This is a genomic window from Streptococcus sp. D2, assembly GCF_006385825.1.
Lineage (GTDB): Bacteria > Bacillota > Bacilli > Lactobacillales > Streptococcaceae > Streptococcus > Streptococcus shenyangsis.
This window is the reverse complement of the sequence record NZ_VFSI01000003.1, coordinates 92,440-107,708: the sequence shown is the minus strand read 5'-3', so window position 1 is coordinate 107,708 and position 15,269 is coordinate 92,440. Positions and strand designations below refer to the sequence as shown.

The following is a 15,269-nucleotide window of genomic DNA, read 5'->3' as shown; positions in this document are numbered from 1 at the left end:
TAAGAAATTTCTCCTTATTATACCAAAAAAAGCAAACCCAGTCGAGTTTGCCTTCTTTAATCATTAGTTCAATGAATTGTTGGCCATGATTTCATCAATGAAGCCATATTCAAGTGTTTCTTGGGCACTCATCCAGTTATCACGTTCTGCATCTGCATGGACTTTTTCAATTGACTGACCTGAATTTTCAGCCAAGATTTTTTCCAAGGTATTACGAGTTTTAAGCAAGTGTTCTGCAGCAATCGCCATATCGGTTTGTTGGGTACCACCACCTGTACCACCCATTGGTTGGTGAATCATATATTCAGCATTTGGAAGCATGAAACGTTTGCCTTTTGCCCCACTTGATGCGATGACTGTCCCCATAGATGCAGCCATTCCCATAACGATGGTTTGGACATCTGCCTTGATAAAGTTCATGGTATCAACGATTGCCAAACCAGCTGAAACGGAACCACCAGGTGTATTGACATAAAGGTAAATATCTTTTGTACTATCTTGGGCATCCAAGAAAAGCAACTGGGCAATAACAGAATTAGCCATATTATCTTCAACTGGACCTGTCAGCATAATAATGCGGTCTTTGAGAAGACGTGAGTAAATATCGTATGAACGTTCTCCACGGCTTGTTTGTTCAATAACTACAGGAATCATTCATTTCTCCTTTTGAGTTTTAATTTTGTTGGTCAAATGACTAAATATAAGACTATTATAATATTTTGGTCAAAAAAGGTCAAATTTTTGCTCTGTTTTCATCAAACAGAAACAAAAATTCAACCCCCTTTCACGACTGGAAATACTTTTCCAAATCATTCTTCTTTTCGATGTTATTTTGTACCGAACAAGCGGTCTCCAGCATCTCCAAGACCTGGAACGATATAACCGTGTTCGTTCAAGCAGTCATCCAAGGCTGCTGTAAAGATTTCTACATCTGGATGAGCTTCTTGAAGGGCTTTTACACCTTCTGGTGCAGATACAAGGCAGACAAATTTGATATTTGATGCGCCACGTTTTTTAAGCGAGTCAACAGCTAAGATTGCTGATCCACCTGTTGCCAACATTGGGTCTACGACAAAAATTTGACGTTGGTCAATATCTTCAGGCAATTTCACCAAATACTCAACTGGTTGAAGTGTTTCTTCATCACGGTACATACCGATGTGACCAACTTTAGCAGCTGGAACCAAGCTCAAGAGACCATCAACCATTCCGATACCTGCACGCAAGATTGGAACGATGGCCAATTTTTTACCTGCCAATTGTTTTTGAACTGTTTTTGTAATTGGTGTTTCGATTTCCACATCTTCTAGTGGAAGATCACGAAGTACTTCATACCCCATCAACATTGCAATCTCATCTACTAGCTCACGGAAAGCTTTTGTAGAAGTATCTGTACGACGCAAGATTGACAATTTGTGTTGAATCAGTGGATGATTAATAACTTCAATTTTTCCCATTTTTGGAATTCCTTCTTTCAATTTATTCTTCTTATTATACCAAAAAACGGTTTAAAAATCTTTCTAAACCATTTATTTTTGATAAATTTTACATTAGATCAGCCTCTTTAAGAGCTGCTTGCACTGTCTCCAGTGGTAAATAGGTCAATTCTGTCCCTTTTTCTTGATAAAGGTATTGGGCGTAGTCGTCCATTCTGTACTGGTTGATATAAACCACGCGCTTACAACCAACTTGAAGCAATTGTTTTGTACAGTTGAGACAAGGAAAATGGGTTACATAGGCTGTAAAGCCTTTAGGAACACCACGTTCTGCACCTTGAAGGATAGCATTGACCTCGGCGTGAAGGGTACGAACACAGTGGCCTTCAATGACCAGACATTCGTGATCAATACAATGCTCGGTTCCTGACACCGAACCATTGTAACCAGTGGAAATTACCTTATTATCCTTTACCAAAATTGCGCCCACTTTGGCACGTTTACAAGTGGAACGATTGGCAATTAGTAGGGCTTGGGCTGCAAAGTACTCATCCCAGGCTAGTCTTTTTTCAGTCATCTCTTTTCTCCTTTTTCTCTATTTTTTAAAAAATGGTAACCGTAAGTCCGCAATCTTTTCAGCTGGCACCTTCATGCCATCCTTGATCCATTTTAAGAGAACAGAGACGATGGCCGAGCTCCAGAAGGAATGAAGATAAGAGCTGACACCTTTTGATTTTCCATGGTATTTTTCTAGAAATTCCTGCATGGCTTGGACAAAGATTTTTTCCAAATGGTAATCTAAGGCCAATTGAATCACTCTTGCTTCTTTTCTTGCCTCCCGGAAAAGGTGAACCCAGACCAAATAGAGGTCTGTCTTTAAATCGTAATGATGTAGCTGTTCCATAATATTGTGGACACTCCGTTTAAAGACGCTCTCTAAAATTTCCTCTTTGGAATCATAATTGCGATAAAAGGCCGCACGCGAAACACCTGCACGTTTGACCAATTCAGAAATACTAATCTTGGTCAAGTCCTTTTTTTCCAAGAGTTGCAAGAGGGCTGTTTCGATGGCTTCTCTGGTTAATAAATTGGATTCTTGGTTTGATTTTCTGAGATTTTCAAGAGACTTTTCAGAGATTCTACGTTCAGACATAACATTTTCTTTCTACTTGTCACAACAGACGGATGAAGCTTTTGTTTCAAGGGTTTTCATGATATAATTGTAAAAAAAGACAGAACCTTTGTCAATGTATAACTGACAAAGATGGAGAATTTCTATGACTTGGAAGATTATTGCTGACTCTGGTTGTGATTATCGTCAGCTGGCAAGACCAGCTATCGATACAACCTTTGTGAATGTTCCCTTAACCATTCAAGTAGCTGATCAGGTCTTTGTTGATGATGCCAATCTTGACATTGACCAAATGATGGAAACCATGTATGCAACTGCAGAAGCTTCAAAATCAGCTTGTCCAAGCCCAGATGATTATTTGCGAGCATTTGAAGGAGCCAAAAACATTTTCCTAGTAACCATCACAGGTACTCTTTCTGGTAGTCACAATAGTGCTCAACTAGCTAAGAATATTTATCTGGAAGATCATCCTGACACTAAGATTCATGTAATTGATAGTTTGTCTGCTGGTGGGGAAGTTGACTTGCTCGTAGAAAAATTAAATGACTTGATTGACCAGGGCTTATCTTTTGAAGAAGTGGTTGAAGCTATCACTACCTATCAAGAAAAAACCAAGTTACTCTTTGTCCTAGCCAAAGTCGATAACTTGGTGAAGAACGGCCGTTTGAGCAAGCTTATCGGTACAGTCGTTGGCCTTCTCAATATTCGTATGGTCGGAGAAGCTAGTGAAACTGGAACCCTTGAATTGCTACAAAAAGCAAGAGGACCAAAGAAATCGATTCAGGCAGCCCATGAAGAGTTGATAAAAGCTGGATATGCTGGTGGTCGAATTGTCATGGCCCATCGCAATAATGAAAAATTCTGTCAACAACTGTCAGAGCGAATCCGTGAAACCTTCCCACATGCGGATATTAAGATTCTCCCAACCTCTGGTCTCTGCAGTTTTTATGCAGAAGATGGCGGTCTGCTAATGGGATATGAAATTGATTAATTACATTCTCGACAAGAGGTGACTTCATCTCTTGTTTTTTTGTGGTACAATAGAGCTATGAAACATTTTGATACTATTGTCATCGGTGGAGGTCCTGCTGGCATGATGGCTACGATTTCCAGTAGCTTTTATGGACAGAAAACCCTACTCATCGAAAAAAATCGGAAACTTGGAAAAAAACTAGCTGGGACTGGTGGGGGACGTTGCAATGTAACCAACAACGGAACTCTAGATGACCTGCTAGCTGGTATCCCTGGAAACGGACGCTTTCTATACAGTGTCTTCTCTCAGTTTGATAACCATGATATCATCAACTTTTTTACGGAAAATGGTGTTAAACTAAAGGTTGAAGACCACGGCCGTGTCTTTCCTGCTAGTGACAAGTCTCGTACCATTATCGAAGCTTTAGAAAAGAAAATCACTGGGCTAGGTGGTCAAGTTGCTACTCAAACCGAAATTGTTTCGGTTAAAAAGGTAGAAAATCAGTTTATCCTTAAGTCAGCTGACCAAATTTTCTCTTGTGATAAACTCATTGTCACAACTGGTGGTAAATCCTATCCTTCAACTGGTTCAACTGGTTTTGGTCACGAGATTGCCCGTCATTTTAAACATACCATTACTGAACTTGAGGCCGCTGAAAGTCCTTTGTTGACAGATTTCCCCCACAAGGCCTTACAGGGAATTTCATTGGATGATGTGACCCTAAGTTATGGCAAGCATGTCATCACTCACGATTTGCTCTTTACCCACTTTGGTTTGTCAGGTCCTGCTGCCCTACGTATGTCCAGCTTTGTCAAGGGTGGGGAGATTCTCTCACTGGATGTTTTGCCTCAACTTTCTGAGAAGGACTTAGCTGCATTTCTAGAAGAAAATCGGGAAAAATCTCTAAAAAATGCTTTAAAAACCTTGTTACCAGAACGTTTGGCAGAATTTTTTGTGCAAGGCTATCCAGAAAAAGTCAAACAACTGACTGAAAAGGAACGCGAACAACTGCTCCAGTCTATCAAAAACCTCAAAATCCCTGTAACTGGTAAAATGTCCCTTGCCAAATCCTTTGTTACCAAGGGTGGTGTCAGTCTTAAGGAAATCAATCCTAAAACTCTGGAAAGTAAGCTGGTCCCTGGACTCCACTTTGCAGGCGAAGTCATGGATATCAATGCCCACACGGGTGGCTTTAACATCACTTCTGCCCTCTGTACTGGCTGGGTGGCAGGCTCAAATCAAATATATAAATAATTGAATGACTAAAATACCAAATAAGAAGGGAAGTCCTTTGGAACATATTATTTTACTAAGAGGTGTTACTCCTAATGGAAAAAATGCTATCCCTAAAATGTCTTATCTAGTAGATATCTTAACAGAAGCCGGTTTTCAACAAGTTCGAACCTATATTCAAAGTGGTAATATCATTCTTGAAAGTAACTTAGCCTTAGAAAAAATACGAGAACAGGTTCATACTCTAATAAAGAAAAAGATTGGAGCCGATCTCAAAATAATCATTAAGAATAATGATATTTTTAAAAACATTGTCCAAGAAAACCCTTTTGGAGAACACTATCTTTATGACCGTATACACGTGATTTTTTATCAAGAATCTATTCAAAGCCTCCCTTTAGACAAATTGAAAATTGATTACGGTGAAGAAGAAATTTGTATCGGTAACCACTGTCTCTACCTCTATCTCCCTAGAACTGCAAAACAAAAAAAGCTCAATACTAACTATCTTGAAAAGCTTTTCAATGTAGATTTGACCATGCGAAAACTAAATGTGGTAGAAAAATTATTAAGCAAGTAGTACTTGAATTTAGAAAAAATCGGAAGATCACTCCTCCGATTTTATTTTGTCTGAGTTTGGACATAGTGGGCAATCACATCTGATGTGTACTGGGCTGTTCCAGGTCCAAATTTGTCAATGTTTTCCTTAAACTCTGGGTTATAGACGTAGCCCTTGCCGATATATCCGAATACCTCAATAGAGCAGTCAAATCCATAAGTACGGATGGCTTGCAAGAGTTTAGCGGCTTCTTCTTGATTTTCAGTTGCTGTTACAGGTAGACCAGCTTGAAGATTTTGTGCCAATGCTTGAAAAACTTGGTTGAAGGCAGCCGTAGCCTCGTCTTCGTGACCTTTCTGGCGCTCCAGCGCTTGGTCCATGACTTCTTGTCCATATTTCTCTACCGCCTCTTGGTGGTATTTTTGATGGTCTTGGTAGTTAAATCCAGCAAATTTCTCTTGAATGCTCATTTCTCTTTCTCCTTTTTGTTCTTGAATGGTTTTTTGCAAGGTTGAAATCAAGGTATCCAGATTTTCCCTTTCTCGAGTCAAATAGTCCAACTGCCTGGTCAAATGAGGCAATAAATCTGTCCTTTCTTCCTTTAATAGCTCTGCTATTTTTTCTAAAGAAAAACCTAGATATTTGTAGTAAAGAATAACCTGAAGGCGTTCCAAATCCTCCTGACTGTAGGTTCGATAGCCGTTTTCCGACTTTAAAGGAACCAAAAGTCCTATCTTATCGTAGTGGTGCAGGGTCTTGACAGAGACACCCGAAAGCTGCGCAGCTTCTTTTATATGGTACATGATTTCCTCCTTACATTGATAGTATAACCCCTCCCCTTAGGTCAGAGTCAAGCGTTTTTACGAAATTTTTTACTTTATCATAACATGAAAATGGTTTTCTTGACAGACCTTAGAAAACATGATAGGATAGTCAAGTCTATCAATCAAAAGAAACGCTCATCTTGAGTACTGATGAGGCTATTTGCCAAGGGCAGTAGCTTTTTCTTTTGTAATACTAATTTTAGGAGTTTAACTATGTCTGAAAAATCGCAATGGGGTTCTAAACTGGGCTTTATTCTAGCATCTGCTGGTTCAGCCATCGGACTTGGTGCCGTTTGGAAATTTCCCTACATGACTGCTGCTAACGGTGGAGGAGGCTTTTTACTGGTCTTTCTCATTTCCACTATTTTAATCGGTTTCCCACTTCTCCTTGCTGAATTTGCCCTTGGCCGAAGCGCTGGTGTCTCTGGGATTAAAACCTTTGGAAAACTCGGCAAGAATAGTAAGTACAACTTTATCGGTTGGATTGGTGCCTTTGCCCTCTTTATCCTCTTATCTTTCTACAGTGTTATTGGAGGATGGATTCTAGTCTATCTAGGTATTGAGTTTGGAAAATTGTTCCAACTTGGTGGAACGGGTGATTATGCTCAGTTATTTACTTCAATCATTTCAAATCCAGCCATTGCCCTAGGAGCTCAAGCAGCCTTTATCTTATTGAATATCTTTATTGTATCACGTGGTGTTCAAAAAGGGATTGAAAGAGCTTCTAAGGTTATGATGCCCCTGCTCTTTATCATCTTTGTCGTCATCATTGGTCGTTCTCTCAGTTTGCCAAATGCCATGGAAGGGGGTCTCTACTTCCTCAAACCAGATTTCTCTAAGCTGACCAGTGCTGGTCTCCTCTATGCTCTGGGACAATCTTTCTTTGCCCTCTCACTAGGAGTTACAGCCATGCTGACCTATGCTTCTTATTTGGATAAGCAAACCAATCTGGTTCAATCAGGGATTTCCATCGTAGCCATGAATATCTCGGTATCTATCATGGCAGGTCTAGCCATTTTCCCAGCCATGTCAGCCTTTAACATCCAGTCTGAAGGGGGACCAAGCTTGCTCTTTATTGTCTTGCCTCAACTCTTTGACAAGATGCCTTTTGGAACCATTTTCTACATCCTCTTCCTCTTGCTCTTCCTCTTTGCGACGGTCACTTCTTCTGTCGTTATGCTGGAAATCAATGTGGGCAATATCACCGATCAGGACAACAGTAAGCGTGCCAAATGGAGTGTGATTTTAGGAATCTTGACCTTTGTCTTTGGTATTCCTTCAGCTCTATCTTACGGTGTCATGGCGGATGTTCACATTTTTGGGAAGACCTTCTTTGATGCTATGGATTTCTTAGTTTCCAACCTCCTAATGCCATTCGGCGCCCTCTGCTTGTCTCTCTTTACAGGCTACATCTTTAAGAAGGCTCTTGCTATAGAGGAATTCCATCTTAATGAAACACCATGGAAACAAGGACTGTTCCAAGTCTGGCTCTTCCTTCTTCGTTTCGTCATTCCAATCATCATCATCGTGGTCTTTATCGCCCAATTTATGTAATTAAAAAGGACTTGAGTAATGAACTCAGGCCCTTTCTTTTTTTATGGATGGCTAACAATCAATTCCAAACCTTGCCCTTCCAAGGTCCAAGCTTCAACATCACTTGGTAGGATAAAGTGGCTACCTTTTTGGATTGGATAATTTTTCCCATCAACAGTTAGCTGACCTTGACCAGCTAAGACACTCAATAAGCTGTAGTCAGCTGTTTTTTCGAAGTCAACTTTTCCAGTAATTTCCCACTTGTAAACTGCAAAGAAATCATTGGATACAAGGAGAGTTGAGCATAAATCATCAGCTTTGACAGTTACAGGATGGCTATTTGCAGGCTCACCAATGTTCAATACATCAATGGATTTTTCAAGGTGAAGTTCACGCAAGTTACCATTATCATCCTTACGGTCAAAGTCATAGACACGGTAAGTTGTATCACTAGACTGTTGCGTTTCAAGAATCAAGATGCCCGCACCGATAGCGTGCATGGTTCCGCTTGGTACATAGAAGAAATCTCCAGCCTTAACTGGTACTTTTGTCAGCAAGTCCTCCCAGTTTTTATCCTCGATTTGCTGGCGAAGTTCTTCTTTTGACTTGGCATTGTGACCGTAGATAATCTCTGAACCTTCATCCGCTGCGATAATGTACCAGCATTCTGTTTTTCCGAGTTCGCCTTCATGCTCGAGTCCATAAGCATTATCTGGGTGAACTTGGACACTGAGCCAGTCGTTGGCATCAAGAATTTTGGTCAAGAGTGGAAATACTGGTTCTGGACGGTTGCCAAACAATTCACGGTGCTCCGCATACAAAGTAGCTAGGTCTGTTCCCTCAAAACGACCATTAGCAACTTTAGAGACACCATTTGGATGGGCTGAGATGGCCCAATATTCTCCGATTTTTTCACTTGGAATGTCGTAGCCAAACTCATCACGTAGCTTGGTTCCACCCCAGATTTTTTCTTGCATAACTGATTGTAAAAATAACGGTTCTGACATGTCGATCTCCTGTCTGATTTTTCTCCCCTCATTATAGCAAAAAAAGAGTTCCATTAGAACTCTTTTTCACATCTTATAAATTAGGGAGAAGATTTTATAAAAATAGTGAACAAATGTGCTCTACTCAATGCTTGCACCATTGCTGGCAATGACATCCTTGTACCAGTAGAAGGATTTCTTCTTGCTACGTTTGAGAGTCCCATTTCCTGCGTTATCTCGATCCACATAGATAAATCCATAGCGCTTGTTCATTTCGCCTGTTCCAGCTGAAACCAGATTGATACAGCCCCAAGTTGTATAACCAAGCAAGTCTACTCCATCTTGGTAAATGGCATCTCGCATAGTCTTTATATGAGCTTCTAAGTAAGCAATCCGATAGTCATCTGCTACATAATCATTCTCATCCGGTGTATCCATAGCACCTAGTCCATTTTCTACGATGAACATAGGCTTTTGGTAACGATCCCAGATGGCATTGAGGGTGATACGAAGGCCAAGTGGATCAATCTGCCACCCCCATTCTGAGGATCTAGATAGGGATTTTTGAGGGAGGCAAAGACATTTCCAGCAGTTAATTCTTTAACTTCTGGATCACCTGAGGCCACTCGACTTGCATAGTAAGAGAAGGAAACAAAGTCAACAGTGTGATTCTTCAACAAGTCCAAATCCTCTGCAGTCATTTCTATCTCAATTCCCTCACGCTCCCACTGCTTCTTGGCATAGTTTGGGTATTCCCCACGCGCTTGAACATCAATGAAGAAATAACTCTTGCGGTCTTCCTCCATGGCTGCCCAGTAGTCTCTCGGATGAGATGTGTTAGGATAGTATTGCCCTGCCGCCAACATACATCCCACCTTGTTTTCTGGGTCAATTTCGTGGGCAATCTTAATCGCCGTTGCTGAAGCCACCAACTCATGGTGAGCAGCCTGATATTTAACCTGTTCTTGATTTTCTCCTTCTTCAAAACAGAGACCAGCTCCCATAAAGGGGGCATGGAGAATCATGTTGATTTCGTTGAAGGTAAGCCAATATTTGACCAAACCCTTATAGCGGGTAAAGAGTGTGCGACAAAGTTTTTCATAGAAGTCTAACATCCGACGATTGCGCCATCCACCGTACTCTTCAATCAAGTGCATAGGACAGTCGAAATGAGTAATGGTTACCAGAGGTTGGATTCCATACTTGTGACATTCCTTAAATAAATCCTCATAAAAGGCTAGACCAGCTTCATTTGGCACTGTTTCGTCTCCCTTAGGAAAAATCCGAGTCCAAGCAATGGAAAGCCGATAAGTCTTGAAGCCCATTTCTGCAAAAAGAGCAATATCTTCCTTATAATGATGGTACATATCAATGGCTTCTTTAGCTGGGTAAAAATAGCCCTCCTCAAACGAAAACATCTTTTTCTGACCCGTGATAATAGCTTCACGATCCTTACCGATGGGAACAACATCAACGTTAGCCAAACCACGACCATCTAAATTATAAGCACCTTCACATTGATTAGCAGCCGTAGCCCCACCCCAGAGGAAGCCCTCTGGAAATTGTAGGATTTTTGTCATCACTTTACCTCATTTGATTTGATAGTTCTATTATACTAAAAAGAAAACAAAAAGTTTGGAACTATCTGGGTAATGATGTCCTGAGCGGGCTTTTACGTTTGAATAAAAAATAAGCAAGAGTTTGAGAGTTTTGCTATAAAAATGTAAACTATCACAGTCTTGTGATAAGAAAAAGACCGGATGGCTCCGATCTTTCAATAGTTCATATTCGCAATTTCTGTTGTAAAAATAGCTAAAGTTAACGTCAATGACTAAGCGTCCTATTTCATACGATAAAAATCAATCACTAGACCAGCAGGGCCACTCACTAGCAAGGATTCTGTTCCCCAATCGGTTACAGTTGGACCGTTTAAAACCTGAATACCAAGTTCTTTCAACCGTTGGTAGTTCTGGTCTACATTCTCAACCTCAATGTGAAGAATGATTCCTGACTCAAAGTTTTCCAAAGGAACCAAATGATTTTGGGACAACATCAGACAGTGACTGCCAATCGTAAACTGAGCAAAACTGTCATCAACATAATCGGACTTTTTATCCAAAATACGCTCCAAGTCAGCACAGACTTGGGGAACATCTGAAACGATAAGATCTAATTGATTTAAATTCATTTACTATCCTCCATAAAAAGACCGGATTTCTCCGATCTTTTTAAGTTCCACGAAGGAATTATTTAATTGCGCGTGATTGCAAACCTTCTTCTTCCAAGAAGAGACGGAATGGTACGAGTTCTTCTGCTTCGTATTTTTCCTTGAAGGCTTTGATAGCTTCTTCTGAGTGAAGTTTTGGATCCAATTCAAGTACTTCTACTGGAAGTGGACGGTGGTGAGTGATGCGAGCATCGATAACAACAGTTTTACCTTCTTTGTTCAATTTAACAGCTTCTGCAACAACTGCATCGATGTCTTCGATACGGTCAACTGTAAATCCAACAGCTCCTTGAGCTTCAGCGATTTTCGCATAGTCAGCATTAGGGAAGTCACAACCAAACAAGTGTTTGTTTGTGTCTTCGTATTTGTCCTTGATGAAGGCATATTTACCATTTGAGAAGACAACGTTGATAACTGGAAGGTCGTATTGAACGTTTGTGATAACGTCTGGGTAGCACATGTTGAATGCACCGTCACCCATGATGTTCCATACTTGGCGATCTGGATTGTCTTTCTTAGCAGCGATACCACCAGGAAGGGCAATACCCATTGTCGCAAAGAGTGGAGATGTACGCCACATGTTCTTAGGTGTCATGTGAAGGTGACGAGTAGATGTTTGAGTAGTGTCACCTACGTCGATTGAGTAGATAGCGTCTTGATCAGCATGTTTGTTGATTGCATTGTAAACTTGATACAATTGCAATTCACCCTCAGTTTTACCTTCGAGTTTGTCCATGTAATCACGCCAGTTTTGGTTGTTCTTAACGTTTGCACGCCACCATGGAGTAGATTCAACTGGGTTCACTTTGTCAAGGATAGCTTGTGCTGCTTGACCTGCGTCACCAAGGATTGAAGCGTCAAGGGCATGACGTTTACCAAGTTTGTAAGGGTCGATATCCACTTGGATGAATTTTTCAGTGTTTTTGAATGCTTCGTATACTTCAGCAAATGGGAAGTTTGAACCAAGGAAAAGAACTGTGTCTGCTTCAAAGACCACTTCGTTGGCTGGTTTCCAACCAACACGGTAAGCAGAACCTGTCAAACCTTCGTAGTTCCATTCGAAAGCTTCGAAGTTTTTACCAGTAGTGATGATTGGTGCTTTGATTTTACGTGACAATTCAGTGATTACTTCACCAGCTTTAACACCACCGTAACCAGCATAGATAACTGGACGTTCAGCATTGTTCAAGATTTCAACAGCTTTGTCGATTTCAACTTCGTTCAAAGCAGGAGCGATGAATGAACGTTCGTATGAACCTGATCCATAGTATGAGTTTTCGTCGATTTCTTGGAAACCAAAGTTTACAGGGATTTCAACGACAGCTGGACCTTTTTTAGAAACTGCAGCACGGCAAGCTTCGTCAATTACTTTTGGTAATTGCTCAGCGTAAGCTACACGTTTGTTGTATACAGCGATACCGTTGTACATTGGGTTTTGGTTCAATTCTTGGAAGGCATCCATGTTGAGTTCGTTAACTGGACGTGATCCAAGGATTGCTAGGAATGGAGTGTTATCCATAGCTGCATCGTAAACACCGTTAATCAAGTGAGTCGCACCTGGACCACCTGAACCAACTGCAACCCCGATTGAGCCGCCGAATTTAGCTTGCATAACCGCTGCAAGAGCACCTGTTTCTTCGTGGCGAACTTGCAAGAAGCGGATATCTTTGTCTTCAGCCAAAGCATCCATCAATGAGCTGAGTGTTCCTGATGGGATACCGTAGATTGTGTCTACGCCCCATGTTTTCAATACGTTGAGCATTGCTGCAGATGCAGTAATTTTCCCTTGAGTCATAATGATAACTCTCCTTCAAATATTTTTAAATCTACTAAAAAAGTTTCGTATACTTTTTTGAAAACGTTTCAGCAAATTTTTACTCTACTAATTTACCACATTTAGTTCGACTTTACTAAGAATCTGCTCACAAGTTCTCATTATCTATTACAGTACAGTTTGAAAACGTTTTTAGATTCTGTTTTATAATAATCAATGAAAATTAAAGAGCAAACTAGAAAACTAGCCGCAGGTTGCTCAAAGCACAGCTTTGAGGTTGCAGATAAAGTTGACGTGGTTTGAAGAAATTTTCGAAGAGTATAAAAAGCGAGCAAGCTCGCTTTTAATCTATTTTACTAAAGTTTAACAGAAGGGAACTGGTCAAAACAGATACTGAACTAAAGGCCATGGCTAGACCTGCCAGTTCTGGGTTGAGGGCCAGTCCAACACCTGAAAAGACTCCTGCTGCTATCGGAATTCCAACGACATTGTAGATAAAGGCCCAGAAAAGATTGAGCAGAATTCGATTAAAGGTTTTCTTACTCATGTCAAAGGCACGAACCACTCCTAAGAGGTTATTAGTTGTCAACACCAAATCTGCTGACTCGATGGCGATATCTGTTCCAGCTCCCATAGCAATTCCCACATCCGCTACGCTGAGGGCAGGAGCATCATTGATACCATCCCCAACAAAGGCTACTTTTCCTGACTGTTGCAGTTTATGTATTTCATGAGCTTTTTCTTCTGGCAAGACACCTGCAATGACCTCTTCAATTCCGATTTGATCTGCAATAGCACGCGCCACACCTGCATTGTCTCCTGTCAGCATGACTGTTTTAAGACCTCGTTTTTTCAACTGACTGATGGCTAGTTTGGCATTTTCCTTAGGGATATCTTGCAGAGCAAGCAAGCCTTTGATTTCATTGTCTACAGCCAAGAACACAACTGTCTTAGCTTCTTTTTCCAGTTCTTCTAGTTTTTCTTGATAAATGCTAGAAATATCCATGCCATCCAGCATTTTAGCATTTCCAAGCAGAACTTGTTTTCCATTGATTTGCCCTGAGACACCTTTTCCGTGCAAAGCTTGGAAATTTTCAACAGTTTGTAACTCAAGTCCAACTTCACTCGCTCGTTTCACAACGGCTTCAGCCAGTGGGTGTTGAGAAGCTTCTTCCAAGGAGGCTGCCAATCCAAGCACTTCTACTTCGTCGCCGATGATATCTGTTACCACAGGTTTCCCTTCCGTCAAAGTTCCAGTCTTATCAAAGACAAGAGTTTGGACTTTCTGGATTTCCTGTAGAACCATTCCATTTTTGAGGAGAACTCCCATCTTGGCACTGCGTCCTGTCCCTACCATAAGGGCTGTCGGTGTTGCGAGTCCCAAGGCACAAGGACAGGCGATAATCAAAACCGCCACTCCGTAGAGAAGAGAGGACACAAAGCTCGCTCCAAGCACGACTACACTATCTCTCAACAAGACAAACCAAACCCAAAAGGTCACAATCCCTAAAATGACAACTGCTGGAACAAAAATCCCTGAAACTTTATCAGTCAAGTCCTGAATCGGAGCACGACTTGTCTGAGCTTTCTTCACAAAATCCACAATCTGAGCCAAAACAGTCTCTGAACCAACTTTTTCTGCTCTAAAAACAAGTGTTCCACTATTATTGATGGTTGAACCAATGACGGTATCTCCAACTGTCTTGTCCACAGGCAGACTCTCACCTGTCACCATAGACTCATCAATACTAGAGATACCTTCTACTACGACACCATCAACAGCAATCTTTTCACCGGGACGCACTCGAATCAGGTCACCTACCTTGACTTGTTCCAAAGGAACTTGAACATAGCGATCCTCACGCAAGACTTCTGCTGTTTTAGCCTGCAAGTCCAGCAATTTCTCCACAGCTTGGGAAGTATTTTTCCGCATTTTCTCCTCAAAAACAGCTCCCAGAAGAACGAAGAAGAAGATAAATGCAGCACTTTCAAAGTAAACGGGGAGACCAGCGAAGAGGGCAACTAAGCTATAGAAATAGGCCACTAGGGTTCCCAGAGCAACCAAGGTATCCATGTTGGCATTGTGCTTTTTAAAACTAGCCCAAGCACTTTGGATATAAGGACCACCTGCTACTAGCATAATCGGTGTTGTGGCTAAAAAGGTTCCCCAACGCATAACTTGGTGACTAATTCCTCCTGTCGACATCCCAATCATGAGAATCACAAGAGGCACAGTAAAGATACTAGTAATCCAAAAACGCTGTAAAAGTGATAGAGATTTTCGAGTCTTCTCAACTACGGTATAACTCCCCTTTTGCATCTTCATGCCACAAGAAAATTCATGTTGACCTAATTCTTGAGGTGTAAATCGAATGACTTTCTCCTCATCTACGCCGATTGGTTCCAAGATGCCTTCTTCTTCAAATAGAATTTCCTTATAACAGTTTGAAGGTGTCACACGGTGAAAGGTGATCTCAGCAGGAACTCCTTTTTGCAGTTGAATGTGGGCTGGATGGTAGCCTTTGTCTGCCGTGATACGGATTTTTTGAACACCATTTTCAAGACTTGCTTTTACAATTTCAGTCATATCAT

General features: G+C 41.1%; 13 protein-coding genes and 1 pseudogene. 4 read left to right on the top strand and 10 right to left on the bottom strand.

From position 1 onward, the window contains the following. Nucleotides 1–63: 63 nt before the first annotated feature. The 4 genes from clpP to FJR73_RS02635 form a co-directional block, all read right to left on the bottom strand. A complete protein-coding gene (gene clpP / locus FJR73_RS02650) occupies nucleotides 64–654 on the bottom strand; it encodes an ATP-dependent Clp protease proteolytic subunit ClpP (RefSeq protein ID WP_000613475.1) in 591 nt (196 codons plus the stop codon). Nucleotides 655–827: 173 nt separating this feature from the next. After that, nucleotides 828–1,457, bottom strand: coding sequence for a uracil phosphoribosyltransferase (upp, locus tag FJR73_RS02645; RefSeq protein WP_140833185.1), 630 nt, complete (start codon nucleotides 1,455–1,457; stop codon nucleotides 828–830). An 88-nt stretch (nucleotides 1,458–1,545) separates the two neighbouring features. Then, nucleotides 1,546–2,013 (bottom strand): cytidine/deoxycytidylate deaminase family protein, encoded by a 468-nt coding sequence (locus tag FJR73_RS02640; protein WP_140833183.1) that lies wholly within the window; start codon nucleotides 2,011–2,013, stop codon nucleotides 1,546–1,548. 18 nt (nucleotides 2,014–2,031) lie between these two features. Next, nucleotides 2,032–2,589, bottom strand: a complete 558-nt coding sequence (locus FJR73_RS02635; protein WP_000004132.1) for a TetR/AcrR family transcriptional regulator — start codon at nucleotides 2,587–2,589, stop codon at nucleotides 2,032–2,034. Nucleotides 2,590–2,713: 124 nt separating this feature from the next. On the opposite strand from FJR73_RS02635, the gene FJR73_RS02630 reads away from it, so the two are divergent. The 3 genes from FJR73_RS02630 to FJR73_RS02620 are packed head-to-tail and all read left to right on the top strand — an operon-like array spanning nucleotide 2,714 to nucleotide 5,354. Next, nucleotides 2,714–3,559, top strand: coding sequence for a DegV family protein (locus tag FJR73_RS02630; protein WP_140833181.1), 846 nt, complete (start codon nucleotides 2,714–2,716; stop codon nucleotides 3,557–3,559). Between the two features lie 57 nt (nucleotides 3,560–3,616). Further along, nucleotides 3,617–4,795, top strand: a complete 1,179-nt coding sequence (locus FJR73_RS02625; RefSeq protein ID WP_140833179.1) for an NAD(P)/FAD-dependent oxidoreductase — start codon at nucleotides 3,617–3,619, stop codon at nucleotides 4,793–4,795. A gap of 37 nt (nucleotides 4,796–4,832) precedes the next feature. After that, nucleotides 4,833–5,354: a DUF1697 domain-containing protein gene (locus tag FJR73_RS02620; RefSeq protein WP_140833257.1), complete on the top strand. Its 522-nt coding sequence runs from the start codon at nucleotides 4,833–4,835 to the stop codon at nucleotides 5,352–5,354. Nucleotides 5,355–5,395: 41 nt separating this feature from the next. Here the strand turns inward: FJR73_RS02620 and FJR73_RS02615 are convergent, their stop codons facing one another. After that, nucleotides 5,396–6,136: a MerR family transcriptional regulator gene (locus tag FJR73_RS02615; protein ID WP_140833177.1), complete on the bottom strand. Its 741-nt coding sequence runs from the start codon at nucleotides 6,134–6,136 to the stop codon at nucleotides 5,396–5,398. 234 nt (nucleotides 6,137–6,370) lie between these two features. On the opposite strand from FJR73_RS02615, the gene FJR73_RS02610 reads away from it, so the two are divergent. Next, the gene (locus FJR73_RS02610) at nucleotides 6,371–7,711 is read left to right on the top strand and encodes a sodium-dependent transporter (RefSeq protein WP_140833175.1); all 1,341 of its coding nucleotides are present in this window, start codon (nucleotides 6,371–6,373) and stop codon (nucleotides 7,709–7,711) included. Between the two features lie 41 nt (nucleotides 7,712–7,752). On the opposite strand, the gene manA is transcribed toward FJR73_RS02610, so the two are convergent. From manA to FJR73_RS02585, 5 genes and pseudogenes are all read right to left on the bottom strand, one after another. Beyond that, the gene (gene manA / locus FJR73_RS02605) at nucleotides 7,753–8,697 is read right to left on the bottom strand and encodes a mannose-6-phosphate isomerase, class I (protein ID WP_140833173.1); all 945 of its coding nucleotides are present in this window, start codon (nucleotides 8,695–8,697) and stop codon (nucleotides 7,753–7,755) included. A 120-nt stretch (nucleotides 8,698–8,817) separates the two neighbouring features. Continuing rightward, nucleotides 8,818–10,256: pseudogene (locus FJR73_RS02600) on the bottom strand (6-phospho-beta-glucosidase). Between the two features lie 260 nt (nucleotides 10,257–10,516). After that, entirely contained in the window at nucleotides 10,517–10,864 is a 348-nt protein-coding gene (locus tag FJR73_RS02595; protein WP_140833171.1) for a VOC family protein, read from the bottom strand. A gap of 58 nt (nucleotides 10,865–10,922) precedes the next feature. After that, nucleotides 10,923–12,698, bottom strand: coding sequence for a pyruvate oxidase (spxB, locus tag FJR73_RS02590; RefSeq protein WP_061759194.1), 1,776 nt, complete (start codon nucleotides 12,696–12,698; stop codon nucleotides 10,923–10,925). A gap of 322 nt (nucleotides 12,699–13,020) precedes the next feature. After that, the gene (locus tag FJR73_RS02585; protein ID WP_140833169.1) at nucleotides 13,021–15,264 is read right to left on the bottom strand and encodes a heavy metal translocating P-type ATPase; all 2,244 of its coding nucleotides are present in this window, start codon (nucleotides 15,262–15,264) and stop codon (nucleotides 13,021–13,023) included. Nucleotides 15,265–15,269 lie beyond the last annotated feature (5 nt).

Bases quoted from the DNA above. Each gene is read 5' to 3' on its own strand.
- manA (WP_140833173.1), bottom strand. From the start codon at position 8,697: ATGTCAGAACCGTTATTTTTACAATCAGTTATGCAAGAAAAAATCTGG.
- FJR73_RS02625 (WP_140833179.1), top strand. From the start codon at position 3,617: ATGAAACATTTTGATACTATTGTCATCGGTGGAGGTCCTGCTGGCATG.
- FJR73_RS02635 (WP_000004132.1), bottom strand. From the start codon at position 2,589: ATGTCTGAACGTAGAATCTCTGAAAAGTCTCTTGAAAATCTCAGAAAA.
- FJR73_RS02630 (WP_140833181.1), top strand. From the start codon at position 2,714: ATGACTTGGAAGATTATTGCTGACTCTGGTTGTGATTATCGTCAGCTG.
- FJR73_RS02640 (WP_140833183.1), bottom strand. From the start codon at position 2,013: ATGACTGAAAAAAGACTAGCCTGGGATGAGTACTTTGCAGCCCAAGCC.
- upp (WP_140833185.1), bottom strand. From the start codon at position 1,457: ATGGGAAAAATTGAAGTTATTAATCATCCACTGATTCAACACAAATTG.
- clpP (WP_000613475.1), bottom strand. From the start codon at position 654: ATGATTCCTGTAGTTATTGAACAAACAAGCCGTGGAGAACGTTCATAC.
- FJR73_RS02585 (WP_140833169.1), bottom strand. From the start codon at position 15,264: ATGACTGAAATTGTAAAAGCAAGTCTTGAAAATGGTGTTCAAAAAATC.
- FJR73_RS02595 (WP_140833171.1), bottom strand. From the start codon at position 10,864: ATGAATTTAAATCAATTAGATCTTATCGTTTCAGATGTTCCCCAAGTC.
- FJR73_RS02615 (WP_140833177.1), bottom strand. From the start codon at position 6,136: ATGTACCATATAAAAGAAGCTGCGCAGCTTTCGGGTGTCTCTGTCAAG.
- FJR73_RS02610 (WP_140833175.1), top strand. From the start codon at position 6,371: ATGTCTGAAAAATCGCAATGGGGTTCTAAACTGGGCTTTATTCTAGCA.
- spxB (WP_061759194.1), bottom strand. From the start codon at position 12,698: ATGACTCAAGGGAAAATTACTGCATCTGCAGCAATGCTCAACGTATTG.